The organism is Streptomyces platensis, from assembly GCF_008704855.1.
Classification (GTDB): Bacteria; Actinomycetota; Actinomycetes; order Streptomycetales; family Streptomycetaceae; genus Streptomyces; species Streptomyces platensis.
Genome location: NZ_CP023691.1, coordinates 7,143,460 through 7,159,038, shown reverse-complemented (window position 1 = coordinate 7,159,038; position 15,579 = coordinate 7,143,460). Strand labels below are relative to the sequence as shown.

The 15,579-nt window shown below is 72.6% G+C and carries 15 protein-coding genes; 8 read left to right on the top strand and 7 right to left on the bottom strand.

Annotated elements, in window-relative coordinates; all coding sequences use genetic code 11:
- Positions 1–2 precede the first annotated feature (2 nt).
- The 4 genes from CP981_RS31655 to pssA all read left to right on the top strand — a co-directional run bounded on the left by CP981_RS31655 (position 3) and on the right by pssA (position 3,400).
- On the top strand, positions 3–527 hold the full coding sequence (locus CP981_RS31655; protein ID WP_085922670.1) for a MaoC family dehydratase: 525 nt from the start codon (positions 3–5) through the stop codon (positions 525–527).
- Positions 528–529: 2 nt separating this feature from the next.
- Positions 530–1,735 carry an acyl-CoA dehydrogenase family protein gene (locus tag CP981_RS31650; RefSeq protein WP_042161274.1) on the top strand — a complete coding sequence of 402 codons (1,206 nt, stop codon included), beginning with the start codon at positions 530–532 and terminating at the stop codon, positions 1,733–1,735.
- A gap of 170 nt (positions 1,736–1,905) precedes the next feature.
- The gene (locus CP981_RS31645; protein ID WP_042161276.1) at positions 1,906–2,553 is read left to right on the top strand and encodes a phosphatidylserine decarboxylase; all 648 of its coding nucleotides are present in this window, start codon (positions 1,906–1,908) and stop codon (positions 2,551–2,553) included.
- Positions 2,540–3,400: a CDP-diacylglycerol--serine O-phosphatidyltransferase gene (gene pssA, locus CP981_RS31640; protein ID WP_190145146.1), complete on the top strand. Its 861-nt coding sequence runs from the start codon at positions 2,540–2,542 to the stop codon at positions 3,398–3,400. The genes CP981_RS31645 and pssA overlap by 14 nt, the downstream gene beginning before the upstream one ends.
- A gap of 96 nt (positions 3,401–3,496) precedes the next feature.
- On the opposite strand, the gene CP981_RS31635 is transcribed toward pssA, so the two are convergent.
- The gene (locus CP981_RS31635; protein ID WP_085922672.1) at positions 3,497–4,621 is read right to left on the bottom strand and encodes a glycerate kinase; all 1,125 of its coding nucleotides are present in this window, start codon (positions 4,619–4,621) and stop codon (positions 3,497–3,499) included.
- 214 nt (positions 4,622–4,835) lie between these two features.
- Here CP981_RS31635 and CP981_RS31630 point away from each other — a divergent pair, with 214 nt between their 5' ends.
- Positions 4,836–5,339, top strand: a complete 504-nt coding sequence (locus CP981_RS31630; protein WP_425282224.1) for an NUDIX domain-containing protein — start codon at positions 4,836–4,838, stop codon at positions 5,337–5,339.
- A 40-nt stretch (positions 5,340–5,379) separates the two neighbouring features.
- The gene (locus tag CP981_RS31625) at positions 5,380–6,189 is read left to right on the top strand and encodes a DUF4037 domain-containing protein (RefSeq protein WP_208853010.1); all 810 of its coding nucleotides are present in this window, start codon (positions 5,380–5,382) and stop codon (positions 6,187–6,189) included.
- 96 nt (positions 6,190–6,285) lie between these two features.
- Here CP981_RS31625 and CP981_RS31620 read toward each other — a convergent pair whose 3' ends face one another.
- From CP981_RS31620 to CP981_RS31595, 6 genes are all read right to left on the bottom strand, one after another.
- On the bottom strand, positions 6,286–6,840 hold the full coding sequence (locus tag CP981_RS31620) for a methylated-DNA--[protein]-cysteine S-methyltransferase (protein WP_085922675.1): 555 nt from the start codon (positions 6,838–6,840) through the stop codon (positions 6,286–6,288).
- A 10-nt stretch (positions 6,841–6,850) separates the two neighbouring features.
- Entirely contained in the window at positions 6,851–8,323 is a 1,473-nt protein-coding gene (locus CP981_RS31615) for a DNA-3-methyladenine glycosylase 2 (protein WP_085922676.1), read from the bottom strand.
- Between the two features lie 88 nt (positions 8,324–8,411).
- Positions 8,412–8,954 carry an O-acetyl-ADP-ribose deacetylase gene (locus tag CP981_RS31610; RefSeq protein ID WP_085922677.1) on the bottom strand — a complete coding sequence of 181 codons (543 nt, stop codon included), beginning with the start codon at positions 8,952–8,954 and terminating at the stop codon, positions 8,412–8,414.
- A 123-nt stretch (positions 8,955–9,077) separates the two neighbouring features.
- Positions 9,078–10,499, bottom strand: coding sequence for a phytoene desaturase family protein (locus CP981_RS31605; protein WP_085922782.1), 1,422 nt, complete (start codon positions 10,497–10,499; stop codon positions 9,078–9,080).
- A 40-nt stretch (positions 10,500–10,539) separates the two neighbouring features.
- Positions 10,540–11,466 carry an inositol monophosphatase family protein gene (locus CP981_RS31600; RefSeq protein ID WP_085922678.1) on the bottom strand — a complete coding sequence of 309 codons (927 nt, stop codon included), beginning with the start codon at positions 11,464–11,466 and terminating at the stop codon, positions 10,540–10,542.
- 221 nt (positions 11,467–11,687) lie between these two features.
- Complete coding sequence (locus CP981_RS31595; protein ID WP_085922679.1) at positions 11,688–13,553, bottom strand: gamma-glutamyltransferase family protein; 1,866 nt, start codon at positions 13,551–13,553, stop codon at positions 11,688–11,690.
- A 260-nt stretch (positions 13,554–13,813) separates the two neighbouring features.
- Here CP981_RS31595 and CP981_RS31590 point away from each other — a divergent pair, with 260 nt between their 5' ends.
- Positions 13,814–14,767 carry a hypothetical protein gene (locus tag CP981_RS31590; protein ID WP_143658809.1) on the top strand — a complete coding sequence of 318 codons (954 nt, stop codon included), beginning with the start codon at positions 13,814–13,816 and terminating at the stop codon, positions 14,765–14,767.
- A 37-nt stretch (positions 14,768–14,804) separates the two neighbouring features.
- Complete coding sequence (locus CP981_RS31585) at positions 14,805–15,569, top strand: SIR2 family NAD-dependent protein deacylase (protein ID WP_085922681.1); 765 nt, start codon at positions 14,805–14,807, stop codon at positions 15,567–15,569.
- Positions 15,570–15,579 lie beyond the last annotated feature (10 nt).

Genomic DNA, 15,579 nt, shown 5'->3' with positions numbered 1-15,579 from the left:
CGATGCAGTTCGGCCGCACCTATGAAGAGTTCACCGTCGGCGATGTGTACAAGCACTGGCCGGGGAAAACCGTCACGGAATACGACGACCACCTCTTCTGTCTGCTCACCATGAATCATCACCCGCTGCACATGGACAGCAACTACGCCGAGCAGACCACCGACTTCGGGAAGAACGTCGTCGTCGGTAACTACATCTACTCCCTGCTGCTGGGCATGTCGGTGCCCGACGTCTCCGGAAAGGCCATCGCCAATCTGGAGATCGAGTCGCTGAAGCATGTGGCGCCCACCTTCCACGGCGACACCCTCTACGGCGAGACGACCGTGCTCGACAAGACCCCGTCCCGCTCCAAGTCGGACCGCGGCATCGTGCACGTCGAGACCAAGGGATACAAGCAGGACGGCACCCTGGTCTGCGTCTTCCGGCGCAAGGTCATGGTCCCCACGGCCACGTACATCAAGGAGCGCGGCGGCGAGCAGCCCGGCCGCCCGGAGCTTGTGGCCCCGCCGGCCAAGAAGGAGAAGTAGCCATGACCCGTCTCGCGCAGACCGAGGGCCTGACCGACATTCAGCGGGAAATCCTCTCCACCGTCCGCGATTTCGTGGACAAGGAGATCCTGCCGGTCGCCACCGAGCTGGAGCACCGCGACGAATACCCGTCGCAGATCGTCGAGGGCCTCAAGGAACTCGGCGTGTTCGGGCTGATGATCCCCGAGGAGTACGGCGGTCTGGGTGAGTCCCTTCTCACCTATGCGCTGACCGTCGAGGAGATCGCCCGCGGCTGGATGAGTGTCTCGGGCATCATCAACACGCACTTCATCGTGGCGTACATGCTCAAGCAGCACGGCACGCAGGAGCAGAAGGACTACTTCCTTCCGAAGATGGCGGCCGGTGAGATCCGGGGCGCCTTCTCGATGTCGGAGCCCGCACTGGGCTCGGATGTTTCGGCCATTTCTTCCAAGGGCGTGCGGGACGGTGACGATTACGTCCTGAACGGCCAGAAAATGTGGCTCACCAACGGTGGTTCCTCCACCCTCGTCGCGGTGCTCTGCCGTACGGACGAGGGCCACCCGGAGGGCACCGCGCCGCACAAGTCGATGACGACCTTCCTCGTGGAGAAGGAGGCCGGCTTCGGTGAGGTGCGCCCCGGCCTGACCATTCCGGGCAAGATCGACAAGATGGGCTACAAGGGCGTCGACACCACCGAGCTGATCATGGACGGGCTGCGGATCCCGGCCGATCGGGTGCTCGGCGGCGAGACCGGACGTGGCTTCTATCACATGATGGACGGCGTCGAGGTCGGCCGGGTCAATGTGGCCGCGCGCGGCTGCGGCGTCGCCCAGCGCGCCTTCGAGCTGGGTGTTTCGTACGCACAGCAGCGACACACCTTCGGCAAGCCGATCGCGCAGCACCAGGCCATCCAGTTCAAACTGGCGGAAATGGCGACAAAGGTCGAAGCCGCCCATGCCATGATGGTTAACGCCGCTCGCAAAAAGGACTCGGGCCAGCGAAACGACCTCGAAGCGGGTATGGCGAAGTACCTGGCCTCCGAGTACTGCAAGGAGGTGGTGGAAGACGCGTTCCGTATCCACGGTGGCTACGGCTTCTCGAAGGAGTACGAGATCGAGCGCCTCTACCGCGAGGCCCCCATGCTCCTGATCGGTGAAGGTACCGCCGAGATCCAGAAAATGATCATCGGGCGACGGCTACTGGAGGAGTACCGGATCCAGGGGTGAACATCCCGTTTGCGCCACTTTGGCCTAGACGAAGATCACACCCCGTCATCGTACTTCGGCCACGGATTGGCTCTGGCTCTTGGCCAGTTGCCGCTCGTAACCGATAGCATCCATGGAAAGCCGCCGTCCCCCGTATCCAAAAGCGGCACCCTCCGCTACGAAGGTCATCCATGCCCCACAGCCAATCCTCTGCACAACGCGGTCGCGTCCGCCTCGCGCGCGGAGCGTCGCCGTGGCTCCTGCCGACCGTTGCCACGGCAGCGGTCAGCCTCGCCCGGTCTCGCCGGTCGGGTCGCTGGGCCGCCGTTGCCGTGCCCACCACCGCACTGGCGGCGGGCATGCTGTGGTTCTTCCGCGACCCCGAGCGGGAGATCGCTCAGGGGCGGGTCATCTCTCCGGCCGACGGCGTGGTGCAGAGCATCATGCCGTGGAAGGACGGGCGTACCCGCGTCGCGATCTTCATGAGCCCGCTGAACGTTCACGTCAACCGTGCGCCGCTGGCCGGCACGGTGACCTCCGTGGAGCACATCCCCGGCGGATTCGTTCCGGCGTTCAACAAGGAGAGCGAGAACAACGAGCGGGTGGTCTGGCACTTCGACACCGAGCTCGGCGACATCGAGATGGTGCAGATCGCCGGCGCGGTGGCCCGCCGTATCGTCCCCTACGTGCCCCAGGGCACCAAGGTGGAACAGGGTGAACGGATCGGCCTGATCCGCTTCGGCTCGCGGGTCGACGTCTACCTCCCGGAGGGCGTCGAGGCCGCGGTCGAGGTCGGCCAGGCCACCACCGCGGGGGTGACTCGCCTTGACCGTGATTGATCCCGAAACACAAGCCGGCTGGGCGCCCGAGACCGATGAGGACGAGGACGACATGCCGCTGTCCACGCGGCTGTCAATAGCGGACACCCTCACCCTCGGCAATGCGATCTGCGGATTCATGGCCGTGTACTTCACGACCACCGGGGTCCTCATCCCGCATCTGACGGGCACCGAGGACGGCGGGATGGCCCGGCACAGTGCCGCGATGGCCGTGATCCTGATGCTGCTCGCGTCGATCTTCGACCTCTTCGACGGGCTGGTGGCACGCAAGCTGCGGGCCTCGGCGATGGGGGCCGAGCTCGACAACCTCTCCGACCTGATCAGCTTCGGTCTGGCGCCCGCGTACTTCGTCGTGACCTGGGGCATGGTCGCCCAGGACGCGCACCAGCGGGTGTCGGTCGTGGCGGCGGTGGTGGTGCTGCTGGCGGTGGTGCTCCGGCTTGCACGGTTCTCCTGCGTCACGCTGCGTGACGGGATCTTCCAGGGCATGCCGAGCCCGTTCGGCGCCCTGACCGTCGTCGCCATCGTGCTGCTGGAGCTGCCGTTCCTGCCGACGCTGCTGGCGATCATCGGGGTGGCCTGGCTGATGGTGAGCCGGGTCGAGTACCCCAAGCCGCGGGGCCGCCTCGCGGTGGCGATGCTCAGCTGGATCGTGCTCAGCATGGGCATGCTCGCCGCCTGGGCCCTGGACGCCCCCGGCGGTCAGCTGCTGCTCCAGACCGGCTGCGCGCTTCAGGTGGTCATGGGCGCGATGATCCCGCTGTTCGCGACGGCCCGGAGGGTCAACACCTTCCGCGACAACCGCCGTGAGTCGCGCGCGGAGTCCCGCGCCGCACAGCTCCCGTAACGGAACGCAGAACACGCCGCGGGCCCCGAGCGAATCATTCGCTCGGGGCCCGCGGCGTTCGTGGTGCGTGCGGCCCGCCGGGGGCCGCACCGGGCCTCAGACCAGGAAGTCCCGCGCCAGCCGCTCCGCCGCCCGCTCCAGCAGCGGGCCCGCCTCCGCCATACAGCGGGCCGGGTCCGGCTCCAGATCCGTCAGGGCGTAGGCCCGCCGGATACCGGCCGCGGCGAGCGCCTCCTGGGGCAGCTGGAGCCGGCCGCAGACCGCGACCACGTCCAGACCGGCCGCACGGGCAGCGGCGGCGACCCCGGCCGGCGCCTTGCCGTGCAGGGTCTGCGCGTCGAGCGAGCCCTCGCCGGTGATGACGAAGGTGGCCTGCGCCAGCGCGGGGGCGAAGCCCAGGACGTCCAGCATCACGTCGATGCCCGGCCGGAAGACCGCGTCCAGGCCGACCAGCGCGCCGAAGCCGATACCGCCCGCGGCGCCCGCGCCGGGCGCCAGTGCGTGTTCCGCGGCCTCGGGGCCCACCGCACGCGCCAGCACCTCGGCATAGTGCGCCAGGGCCGCGTCCAGGGTGGCCACGTCCTCCTCGCTCGCGCCCTTCTGCGGGCCGTAGACCGCCGGGGCGCCCTTCGGGCCCGTGAGCGGATTGTCGACGTCGCTGGCGAGCACGATCTCGGTCTTGGCCAGCCGGGGGTCCAGCCCCGACAGATCGGCGGTGGCCAGGTCGCGCAGCGGGCCGCCGCCGGGGGCGACCGGCTCGCCGTCCGCGTCCAGGAACCGCGCACCGAGCGCCGCGAGCATCCCCGCGCCGCCGTCGGTCGTGGCGCTGCCGCCGACGCCGAAGACGATCGAGGTCGCCCCCGCGTCGAGAGCGGCGCGCAGCAGCTCACCGGTGCCGTACGTGGTGGCCGTCAGGGGCGCGAAGACGCCCTTGGGGAGGTGCTGGAGTCCGGAGGCCTCCGCCATCTCCACCACCGCGGTGCCGTCGCCGCGCAGCGCGAAGGTGGCCGTCACCGGCACACCGGTGGGACCGGTCACCTGCACCCTCTGGGGCGCGAATCCAGCGGCGACAGCCGCCTGTGTCGTGCCGTCGCCGCCGTCCGCGACCGGGACGGCCGAGACCGTCAGCCCGGGGACCGCGCGCCGCAGACCGGCCGTGACATGTCCGGCGACCTCGGCGGCCGTGAGCGAGCCCTTGAATTTGTCCGCGGCGATCAGCACATGTGCTGTGGATGTCCTTGATGCGTCCGCCACCGTGTTTCCCCTTGCTTTCGAACGGGCAGTCGCGCCGCTGTGACCTTATCCGGCACGCGCCACGGCGAACAGGGCACACCGGTCAGCGGTGCCGCCGAGCGCCCCCGGTGTGCGCCCTCGAAGATCCGCCGGGCGGGCGCGGCCCCGGACCCGCGGCGTCTAGGCTCGCGCCGTGACGACCATGGACTACGCCGCTTACATCGCCGGTCTGCCTCGTGTGATCGCGGGCGCGGGCACCCTCTTCCGCGACGCGGAGGGCCGTCTGCTGCTCGTGGAGCCCAACTACCGCGACACCTGGCTCCTGCCCGGCGGCACCGTCGAGGCGGACGCCGGCGAATCGCCCCGGCAGGCCGCCCGCCGCGAGACCGCCGAGGAGATCGGCCTGGACATCGAGCCGGGCGCGCTGCTCGCCGTGGACTGGGTGCGCGGCAAGGACCGCCCGCCGCTGGTGTCGTACCTCTACGACGGCGGGGTGCTGGACGCCGCTCAGCTGTCCGCGATCCGCGTCCAGGAGTCCGAGCTGCTGTCCTGGCGCATGGTGCACTGGGACGAGGCCCAGACGCTGGTGAACCGGGAGATCGCGCTGCGTGTCGGCGCCGCGCTGAAGGCCCTCGCGGCCGGCCGTGGCCCGGCAGAACTGGAAGACGGTGTTCCGCCGAACGGGTATGACGGCCCGTCGAAATGAGGTGGACACCGGGGCGGCCCTGCTCCTTAGGCTGACCGCCATGGAAGCCATCGCAGCCAAGATCGCACAGGTGCCGGGAATCGTCGGGGTGATGCTCGGCGGAAGCCGGGCCCGGGGCACCCACCGGCCGGACTCCGACTGGGATCTGGGGGTCTATTACCGGGGTGCGCCGGACCTGGCGGCGCTGGAGGCGCTGGCCGCGGAGGTGACCGGCGGTCCCGTCGAGGTGTTCGGGCCGGGGTCCTGGGGCCCCTGGGTCAACGGCGGCGCCTGGCTGGAGCTGCCCGACGGCCGTCAGGTGGACTGGATCCTGCGGGACGTCGACCGGGTGCGGCAGGTCTGGGAGGAGTGCCGCGCGGGCCGCTTCGAGATCGGCGTACAGGCCGGTCACCCGCTCGGCTTCTGGTCCCCCGCCTATCCGGGCGAGGCGGCGCTGGGCCGGGTGCTCGCCGACCCCGGGGGCGAACTGGCCCGGCTCCGGCAGGAGACCCAGGACTATCCGGAGCCCCTGCGCAAGGCACTGACCGGCGGCGCCGTCTGGGACGCCGGGTTCTCGGTGGCGATGGCCGGGAAGTCGTACGCGGCCCGGGACGTACTGCACTCGGCCCTGTGCCTCTCCCGCGCCGTCGGCTACCTCGTCCAGGCCCTGCACGCTCACCACCGCACCTGGTGCCTCAACGAGAAGGGCGCCCTCGCCGCAGCCGCGGCCCTGCCGGACACCCCACCCGGCTTCGCCGCCCGCGCCACCGCCCTGCTCGGCGAACTCGGCCGCACGGAAGAGGAGTTGGGCCGCTCGCTGACGGCGGCGGAGGAGCTGGTGGCGGAGGTTCGCGGGGTGACCGGGGGCTGAGAGGGGGGCCAGGACGGGGCCGCGGAGCGAGGGCATCGGCCCGACGCAGGCCCGTCCCAGCTCAGGCCGCGTCGAGCAGGGCCGGCCGGAGCGCCGTCAGGCGCACACCTCGGCCGGGAAGAGGGTGTCGGCCGTGCGCTCGAAGGCGAGCAGACGGCGCTTGCGGTCGAGGCCGCCGCCGTAGCCGGTGAGGCTGCCGTTGGCGCCGACGACGCGATGGCAGGGGACGATGATGCCGACCGGGTTGCGGCCGTTGGCCAGGCCGACCGCGCGGGACGCCGACAGGGCGCCGAGCCGCTCGGCGAGCTGCCCGTAGGAGAGGGTCTCGCCATACGGGATGGTGCAGAGCGCGGCCCACACGCGGCGCTGGAAGGGTGTGCCGCGCAGGGCGAGCGGCAGGTCGAAGGTGGTCAACTCGCCGCGGAAATAGGCCCGGAGCTGAGTGATGGTCTCGGCGAACGGGGGCTCGTCCGGGTCCGCCGGGTCGCCGAAGGTCTCCTGGGGCGGGCGGTGGCGCTGGTCGGTCATGTAAAGGCCGCTGAGGGACTCACCGGTGGCGACGAGGGTGAGCGGCCCCACCGGGGTGTCGTCCAGGACGGTGTGGGTGACGGGGGCGGCGGGTTCGGGTGCGTGCACGGTCACGGCTGTCATGGCTGGGGGCTCAGTTCGTCGGGAGGTGGTTGATGGGGTGGTCGTCGGTCGCCCACAGGTACTGGACGGCGTAGGCGCGCCACGGGCGCCAGAGCGCGGAGTGCCGGATGAGGGCCGCCGGGGTGTGCGGCAGGCCGAGGCCGGCGGCCGCACGGCGCAGACCGAGGTCGGTGGGGGTGAAGGCGTCCGGGTCGCCGAGCGCGCGCATGGCGATGCACTCGACGGTCCAGGGGCCGATGCCGGGCAGCGCCGCGAGCTGCGCCCGGGCGGCGTCCCGGTCGCTGCCGACGCCCAGTTGCAGCGCACCGGAGCCGAGGGCGGCGATGACGCCGGTGAGGGTGGCCCGGCGGGTGCGGGGCATCGCCAGCTGCTCCGGGTCCAGTCCGGCGAGCGCGGCGGCGGACGGGAAGAGATGGCTGAGGCCGCCGTCCGGGTCGTCGATCTGTTCGCCGTGCGCACGGACCAGCCGTCCGGCGTGGGTGCGGGCCGCCGCGGTGGAGACCTGCTGGCCGAGGACGGCGCGGACCGCGAATTCGTCCGCGTCGACCGTTCGCGGGACCCGGCGGCCGGGGGCCTTGTCGACGAGCGGGGCCAGCAGCGGGTCCTCACGGAGCAGCCCGTCGACGGCTTCCGGGTCCGCGTCGAGGTCGAGCATCCGGCGGCAGCGGGCGATGGCACCGGCCAGATCGCGCAGATCGGTGAGGGAGAGGCGGCAGTCGATGTGGTCGGGGCGGGGCGAGAGGGCCACGATGCCGTGCCCGTAGGGGAGGTGCAGGGTCCGGCGGTAGGCGCCGTCCCGCCACTCCTCGACGCCGGGGACCGCGGTGGCGGCGAGATGCCCGAAGAGGTTGTCGGGGTTCAGCGGCTGCCGGAAGGGCAGCCGCAGCGCGAGCGCACCGGGCACCGTCGCCCTCGGGCCCGGCCGGGCGCGCTGCCGCAGCTCCGTAGGGGACAGTGCGAAGACCTCCCGTACCGTCTCGTTGAAGGTGCGGATGCTGGCGAAACCTGCGGCGAAGGCGACCTCGGCCATCGGCAGTGCGGTGGTCTCCACCAGGAGCCGGGCGGTCTGCGCCCGCTGGGCCCGGGCCAGGGCGAGCGGCCCCGCCCCCAGCTCGGCCAGCAGCTGCCGCTCGGTCTGCCGGGTGCTGTAGCCGAGCCGGGCCGCGAGGCCGGGGACGCCCTCGCGGTCGACGATGCCATCGGCGATCAGCCGCATGGCACGGGCGACGAGATCGGCCCGCTCGTTCCACTCCGGGGACCCCGGGCTGGCGTCCGGGCGGCACCGCTTGCAGGCCCGGAACCCGGCCTGCTGGGCGGCGGCCGCGCTCGGATAGAAGCGCATGTTCTCCGGCTTGGGAGGCACCACGGGGCAGCTGGGACGGCAGTAGATACGGGTGGTGAGCACGGCCGTGAAGAACCAGCCGTCGAAGCGGGCGTCCTTGGACTGCACGGCCCGCAGACAGCGCTCGGTGTCGGTGTGCATGACCTCAGGATTCCTCACCCGGGGCGCTCCGGCTGGCGAGAATCCGACATCAACGTGGGGTGACCAGGGCGGCCTGCCGCCCAGCCCATCAGCCCGCCCCGCCCTCCTCCGCCAGGGCCGTCTCGTATGTCTCCCGGGCACGGTCGTCGAAGACCACGAAGCGGATCTCGTCGAAGGCGTCGGGGGACGCGGCGACCGCGGCGCGGACGGTGGCGACGGCGGTGCGGGCCCCGTCGGCGAGCGGCCAGCCATACACGCCCGTGGAAATGGCCGGGAAGGCGACCGTCCGCGCGCCCAAGTCGCCGGCGACCCGCAGGGACTCGCGGTAGCAGGAGGCGAGGAGCTCGGAGCGGTCCTCGCTCTTCGCCCACACCGGGCCGACGGTGTGGATGACCCAGCGGGCCGGCAGCCGGCCGGCGGTGGTGGCGACGGCCTGGCCGGTGGGCAGACCGCCGCCGTAGTGCGCGGCGCGCAGGGCGCGGCACTCGTCGAGGATCTCCGGGCCGCCGCGCCGGTGGATCGCGCCGTCCACTCCCCCGCCGCCGAGGAGGGACGAGTTGGCGGCGTTGACCACGGCGTCCACGGCCTGTTCGGTGATGTCGCCCTGGATGAGGGTGAGGGAGGTGCTCATGGCGACGAGCCTAAGGCGTGTTCCGGCGGATCTCCGGGAACGACGAGCGGGGCGGCCGGGGGCGCCGGAGAGCTACCGTTCCCCGGCCCCGCAGCCCGGCGGCCGGGCCGAACGGCCCCTCGCTCAGCGGTGGTTGGCGCGCAGGCGGCGCCAGACCGTCTTTGCGGCGTAGTGGCCGGACATGCCGTGGACGCCGGGGCCGGGCGGGGTGGCCTGGGAGCAGAGGTAGATGGCGGGGTGGGCGGTCTCGTACGGGACCCGGGCGAGCTTGGGGCGGATGAGCAGGCGCAGGCCGGCCGCGGAGCCGGTGTTGGTGTCGCCGCCGACGTAATTGGCGTTGCGGGCGGCGATTTGGGGCGGGCCGGCGACCGCGCGGGCCAGCACGAGGTCGCGGAAGCCGGGGGCGAAGCGCTCGATCTGCCGCTCCACGACCTCGGTGGCGTCGCCCTCCCAGCCGTTGGGGACATGCCCGTACGCCCAGAAGGTGTGCTTGCCCTCGGGGGCGCGGGTGGGGTCGATCAGGCTGGGCTGAGCGGTGATCAGGAAGGGGACGGCGGGGTCCTGGCCGTGGCTGGCGGCGTTGAGCGAGGCGCCGATCTCGCCGCTGGTGGGGCCGATGTGGACGGTGCCGGCGCGGTGCGCCTCCTTGGCCGTCCACGGGACCGGGGCCGACAGCGCGTAGTCGATCTTGAAGACGCTGGGGCCGTACTTCACGTCGCGGTAGGCGTTGCCCAGTCCGGCGATCCGGGCGAGTGCGGTCGGTGAGGTGTCGAAGACGTACGCGCGGGCCGGCGGCAGGTCGTCCAGGCGCTTGACCTCGAAGTCGGTGTGCACCACGCCGCCATGGGCGCGCAGCAGACCGGCGAGGGCGTCGGAGATGGCCTGGGAGCCGCCGCGCGGGACCGGCCAGCCCTTGTGGTGCGCGGCGAGCGCGAACATCAGGGCCATACCGGAGGTGCCGATGCCGCTGAGCGGGGCGTTGGCGTGCGCCCCGAGTCCGGCCAGCAGTCCGCGGGCCTTCGCGCCCTGGAAGCGGCGGTTGAGGAGGCTGACCGGCTGCATCCCGACCAGGCCGAAGCGGGCGTAGGTCACCGGGTCGTGCGGCAGGCCGAGCCACTGGGTGCGCAGGAAGTCGTGGGCCATGGTGTCCCACTTGCCGACGAAGGGCGCCATCAGCCTGCGGTAGGCGCCGGCGTCCCGCGGGCCGAAGGACATGGCGGTCTCGCCGACGGAGTGGGCGAGCACGGCGGCCGTGCCGTCCGGGAAGGGGTGCGCCATGGGGAGGTCGGGGTGCAGCCATTCGAGGCCGTAGCGGTCCAGCGGCATGGCGGAGAAGGCGGGCGAGCCGATGCCGGTGGGGTGCACCGCCGAGCAGGGATCGTGGCGGAAGCCGGGGAGGGTCAGTTCCTCGGTGCGGGCGCCGCCGCCGATGGTGTCGCGGGCCTCGAAGACCTCCACGGACATGCCACGGCGGGCCAGTTCGGCGGCCGCCGTCAGGCCGTTGGGTCCCGCTCCGATCACCACGGCATCGAGAATCCTCGGCACCTGCGCCACTCCCCTCACGTCCGGCCCTCGACGTCGAGGGTCAGTTGGCGGCTGCCAGCAGTCCGAGGATACGCCGCGCCGTTTCGGCGTCCCGCGCCGCGGTGAAGGGCAGCGCATTGCCGCCCTCGATACGGAACGGCTGCCCGGCGACCGTGCCGCTGGCGCCGCCCGCCTCATGGACCAGCAGCAGCCCGGCCGCGTGGTCCCAGGAGTTCTCCCAGCTGAAGGCCGTGGCGTCGATCTCGCCGCGGGCTATGTGCAGATACTCCAGGCCCGCCGAGCCACAGGGGCGCGGGGCGATACCGCCGGTCTCCAGGGTGGCGAGCACCCGCTTCTGCTCGTCGTCGGTGAAGTCGTAGTGGGAGGTGGCGACATCGAGGACGGCACCGGAGGACGGACTGCCGGCCTGGAGCGGTACGCCGTTCAGCCGGGCGCCGGCGCCGCGGCGGGCGATGGCCATCAGGCCGAGTGCGGGCCCGTACGTCCAGGAGGCCAGCACCTCGCCGCGGTGGGCGAGCGCGACGAGCGTGCAGAAGCCCGGGTCGCCGTGCACGAACTGGCGGGTGCCGTCGACCGGGTCGACGATCCAGACGGGAGCGTCACCGTGCAGCGCGTCGAGCACACTCGGGTCGGCGTGCACCGCTTCCTCGCCGACCACCCGGGAGCCGGGCAGCAGGGCCGTGAGCGAGGCGGTGAGGTGCTCCTCGGCGAGCCGGTCGGCGACCGTGACGAGGTCGTGCGGCCCGCTCTTCTCGACGATGTCCTCGGCGGCGAGCTGCCGGAAGCGGGGCATGATCTCGTCGGCCGCGGCGCGGCGGATGGCGGCCTCGACGGCGGCCCAGTCCAGGGCCGAGAGGTCGAGCGACGGGCTCTCCTGGGCCGGGGCCGGGGTCGCGGCGGGCAGGGTGGCGGCAATCGGGGTAATCGCGGTCTCTCCTGCTTCTTGGGTACGAAGTGCTTCGATCATGTGTCCTATCGAAACACGAGCCACTGACACCAGGGCTGGACTCCAGGTGAATTCCGGATGCCGCGGCGGGCACGGGCCGGGGACCGGGCCTGGCCTGGCCCGGCCTGGCCTGGCCTGGCCCGGCCGCCCGGTGATCTCCGGACGCGCACCCGTCCCCGGCCCGGTGCAGCGCCTCACCGCCTCACGGCCTCACCAGCTCACCACCTCAGCGCCTCAGCGCCTCACCGCCCGGCCGCGTACCCCTGCATCCCCCGCGGATTCGCCGCCGCGGACAGCACTCCGGACTCCGGATCCCGTGCCACCGCGCACAGCCGCCCCTCGGACCAGGCATCACCCACCGTGACCCGGTGACCACGCCGGCGCAGCCCGTCGATGACCCGCTGACCGATCCGGGACTCCACCGTCACGCTGCCCGGCCGCATCCCGCGCGGGAAGAAGGAGCCGGGGAAGGAGTCCTGGTGCCAGTTCGGGGCGTCGATGGCGCCCTGGAGGTCGAGGCCGCCGCGGACCGCCCCGCGCAGCGCCACGGCCAGGAAGAAGTGCACCTGCCACTGGTCCTGCTGATCGCCGCCCGGCGTCCCGAAGGCCATCACCGGGACCCCGTCGCGCAGCGCGAGGGACGGGGTGAGGGTGGTGCGGGGGCGGCGCCCCGGGGTGAGCGAGTTGGGCAGGCCCTCCTCCAGCCAGGCCATCTGGAGCCGGGTGCCGAGCGGGAAGCCGAGCGCCGGGACGACGGGGTTGGATTGGAGCCAGCCGCCGGACGGGGTGGCGGAGACCAGGTTGCCCCAGCGGTCGACGACATCGATATGGCAGGTGTCGCCGCGGGTGGCGCCGTTCCGGTCGGTCTCGGGGGCGACATCTGCCGGTACGTCTCCGGGACCGGCTGTCCCCGGCACCCCGTGCGCGACGGTCGGCTCGCCCGCCCCGCGCCCGGAGGCACCCCGCACGTCGAAGCCGTCCGCGCCCGCCGCGGCCGCCACCGCGTGCTTGCTCAGCCGCGGGGCGCGGCCGTCCGGGCTGCCGGGGCGCAGCTCGTGCGAGGCACGCTCGCCGATCAGGGCCCGCCGGTCGGCGTTGTAGCCGTCGCTCAGCAGGGCGTCGAGCGGGACCTCGGCGGCGTCGCCGTACCAGGCCTCGCGGTCGGCCATCGCCAGTTTGCCGCCCTCGATGAGCAGATGGACGTACTCGGGGCTGCCGTACGCGGGCAACTTCGGTGGCAGCAGCGCGAGTTGCTGGAGGAAGACGGGGCCCTGGGACCAGCCGCCGGCCTTGGCGACGGTCCAACCGTTCCAGTCGTACGTGACGGGTGCCTCGTAGGTGGCGTCGAAGGCGGCCAGGTCGTCGCCGGTGAGGGTGCCCGCGTGGCGTTCGCCGGAGGTGTCCATGGCGGGGCGGGCGGCGAAGGCGGCGAGCGCCTCACCGATGAAGCCTTCCCGCCAGATACGGCGGGCGGCCTCGATCTGCGCTTCACGGCCGGTCCCGGCGGTCTCCGCCTCGGCGATCAGCCGGCGCCACGTGGCGGCCAGCGGCCGGTTCCTGAGCAGCCCTCCGGGGGCGACGGGCCGGCCGTCGGGGAGGTAGATCTCGGCCGAGGAGATCCACTCCGTCTCGAAGAGTTCACGGACCGTCGCGACGGTCGCACCGATCCGCTCGACGGCGGGATGGCCGTGCTCGGCGTAGCCGATGGCGTACCGCAGCACCTCGGCCAGGGACTTGCTGCCGTGATCGCGCAGCAGCAGCATCCAGGCGTCGAAGGCGCCGGGGACCGCGGCGGCGAGCGGACCGGTGCCGGGCACCAGGTCGAGCCCCAGGGACGTGTAGTGCGCCACGCTCGCACCGGCCGGCGCCGGGCCCTGGCCGCACAGCACCCGCACCGGCCCGTCCGCGGGCGCCAGGATGATCGGCACCTCACCCGCCGGACCGTTCAGATGCGGCTCCACGACATGCAGTACGAACCCGGCGGCCACCGCTGCGTCATAGGCGTTTCCGCCGTCCTCCAGGACGGCCATCGCGCACTGGGACGCCAGCCAGTGCGTGGTGGAGGCCATACCGAAGGTGCCTTGGAGGGTCGGGCGGGTGGTGAACACGGTGACTCCTCTGTGCTGCGGTGAGAGCGGTGCGGGGCGGGCCGCTCGGGCGCGGGCGATCGGCCCCTCGCGATCGTACGTAGGGGCCAGGGAGACGGCGGGCGCCATACGGGGATCGCCGGTGCGGGCCACCGCGGCCGGCCGGCGGGCGCCCGCCCCGGGCACGGCCGTAGGCTCGGGCCATCACGGGCCAGGCAGCTGCCAGGCACCCGTAAGTCCCCCCAGCCCCCCAGTCCCCCCGGAGAAGCGAGGTGACACCCGTGCAGCGCACCACGCTCCCCCGCTCCGCAAGCGGCGTCCGCTGGGACGGGCTGGCGCTGGGCGTCGACGGACCGGCCCGCCCGCCGCTACGCGCCGAAGTAGCCGACGGGCGGCGGCTGGTGCTCTTCCAGGGCGATCAGGTCGTCCTGCTGGCCCGTCAGCGGGTCACCCATCGCGGGGTGCATTACGCGCGCACCGGCCGGTACACGTCGCCCGTCCCTCCGTTGCGTGCCGCTTTGGCCCACACGTATCGGGAGAGCTCCGCGGACCAGGACGCCTGGCTCGCCCGGTGGGCGCACCACTTCGCCACCGCGCTACGGGAGAGCAGCAACGGGCCGCTACATGAAGGGGGTTGGCAACTACAGCCGGGGATGTCGTCCTACGCGGTCGACGCCTACTGGGACACCCTGGCGCAGCACGATCCGGACCGCGGCCATATCGCCTGGTTCAGCGGAAGTCCCGCACACGACAGCCGCGACATCCTGCCGCTGCGTCCACTGTCCGCCCCGGACGCCCCACGGGTGAGGGCCTTCCGGCGCCAGTACCGCGAGGGCGTGCTGCCACCCGTGGTGCTGTGGGGGATCAGTGCGCTCGACACCGCCGTGGTGCTGGACGGCCATGACCGGCTCGCGGCCGCGCTCGCCGAGGGCGGCCGTCCGCCCGTACTACGACTGAACCGCGAGGGGCTGCCCGAGCTGCACGCCCTCCTGGCCGAGCCGGATCTCCGCGCCTACCAGGAACGCATCGCCGCCCTCCAGCGGCAGCGGGACGCCGGCGATCCCCTCGCACCATCCAAGATCGCCAACGAGGGACGACGGCTGGCGCGCGAGCTGCACCGGACCTGCTCCGGCTCTCACCTCACCCGGGGCTGGCCCCTCCCCGGCGGCCCCGCCGCCTGGGACGCACTCGCCCGGCAGCACGCCCCCGGCTGGCACCCCGACACCGATAACTGACAAGACGGCCGGCCCACGACCTGCCTACGCTCACCCCATGACCGGTTTCGACCCCACCCCCGACCAGCAGCCCCACCGTCCCCTCGTCGCGATCCTCTCCGGAGCGGGTATCTCCACCGACTCCGGGATTCCCGACTACCGCGGGCCGAACGGGCTGTGGCGGCGGGACCCGGAGGCGGAGAAGCTGGTCACCTACGACGCGTACATGGGTGATCCGGAGATCCGGCGGCGGTCCTGGCGGATGCGGCAGGACAGCCCGGCGTTCCGGGCCCGGCCGAATGCCGCGCACGAGGCAGTGGCCAGGCTGGAGCGGTCCGGGACCCCGGTGCGGGTGATCACGCAGAACGTCGACGGCCTGCACCAGCGCGCCGGGATGCCCGACCGCAAGGTCCTCGAACTGCACGGCACGGTACGCGCGGTGACCTGCACCCGCTGTCATGCCCGGTCTTCGATGGAGGAGGCGCTGGCGCGGGTGGCCGCGGGCGAGCCGGATCCGGCGTGCCTGGTGTGCGGCGGGATCCTGAAGTCGGCGACGGTGATGTTCGGCGAGCGGCTGGATCCGCAGGTGCTCGGTACGGCACTGGGCGTGGCGAAGGCGGCGGAGGTCTTCCTCGCCGTCGGTACGACGCTTCAGGTGCAGCCGGCGGCCTCGCTCGCGGGGGTGGCCGCGGAGCACGGCGCACGCCTGATCATCGTCAACGCCGAGCCGACCCCGTACGACGAGCTCGCCGCCGAGGTGATCCGCGAGCCGATCGGCAGTGCGCTGCCCCGGCTGCTGGCGGAGCTGGCCGAGGGCACATGAGCGAAGTCCC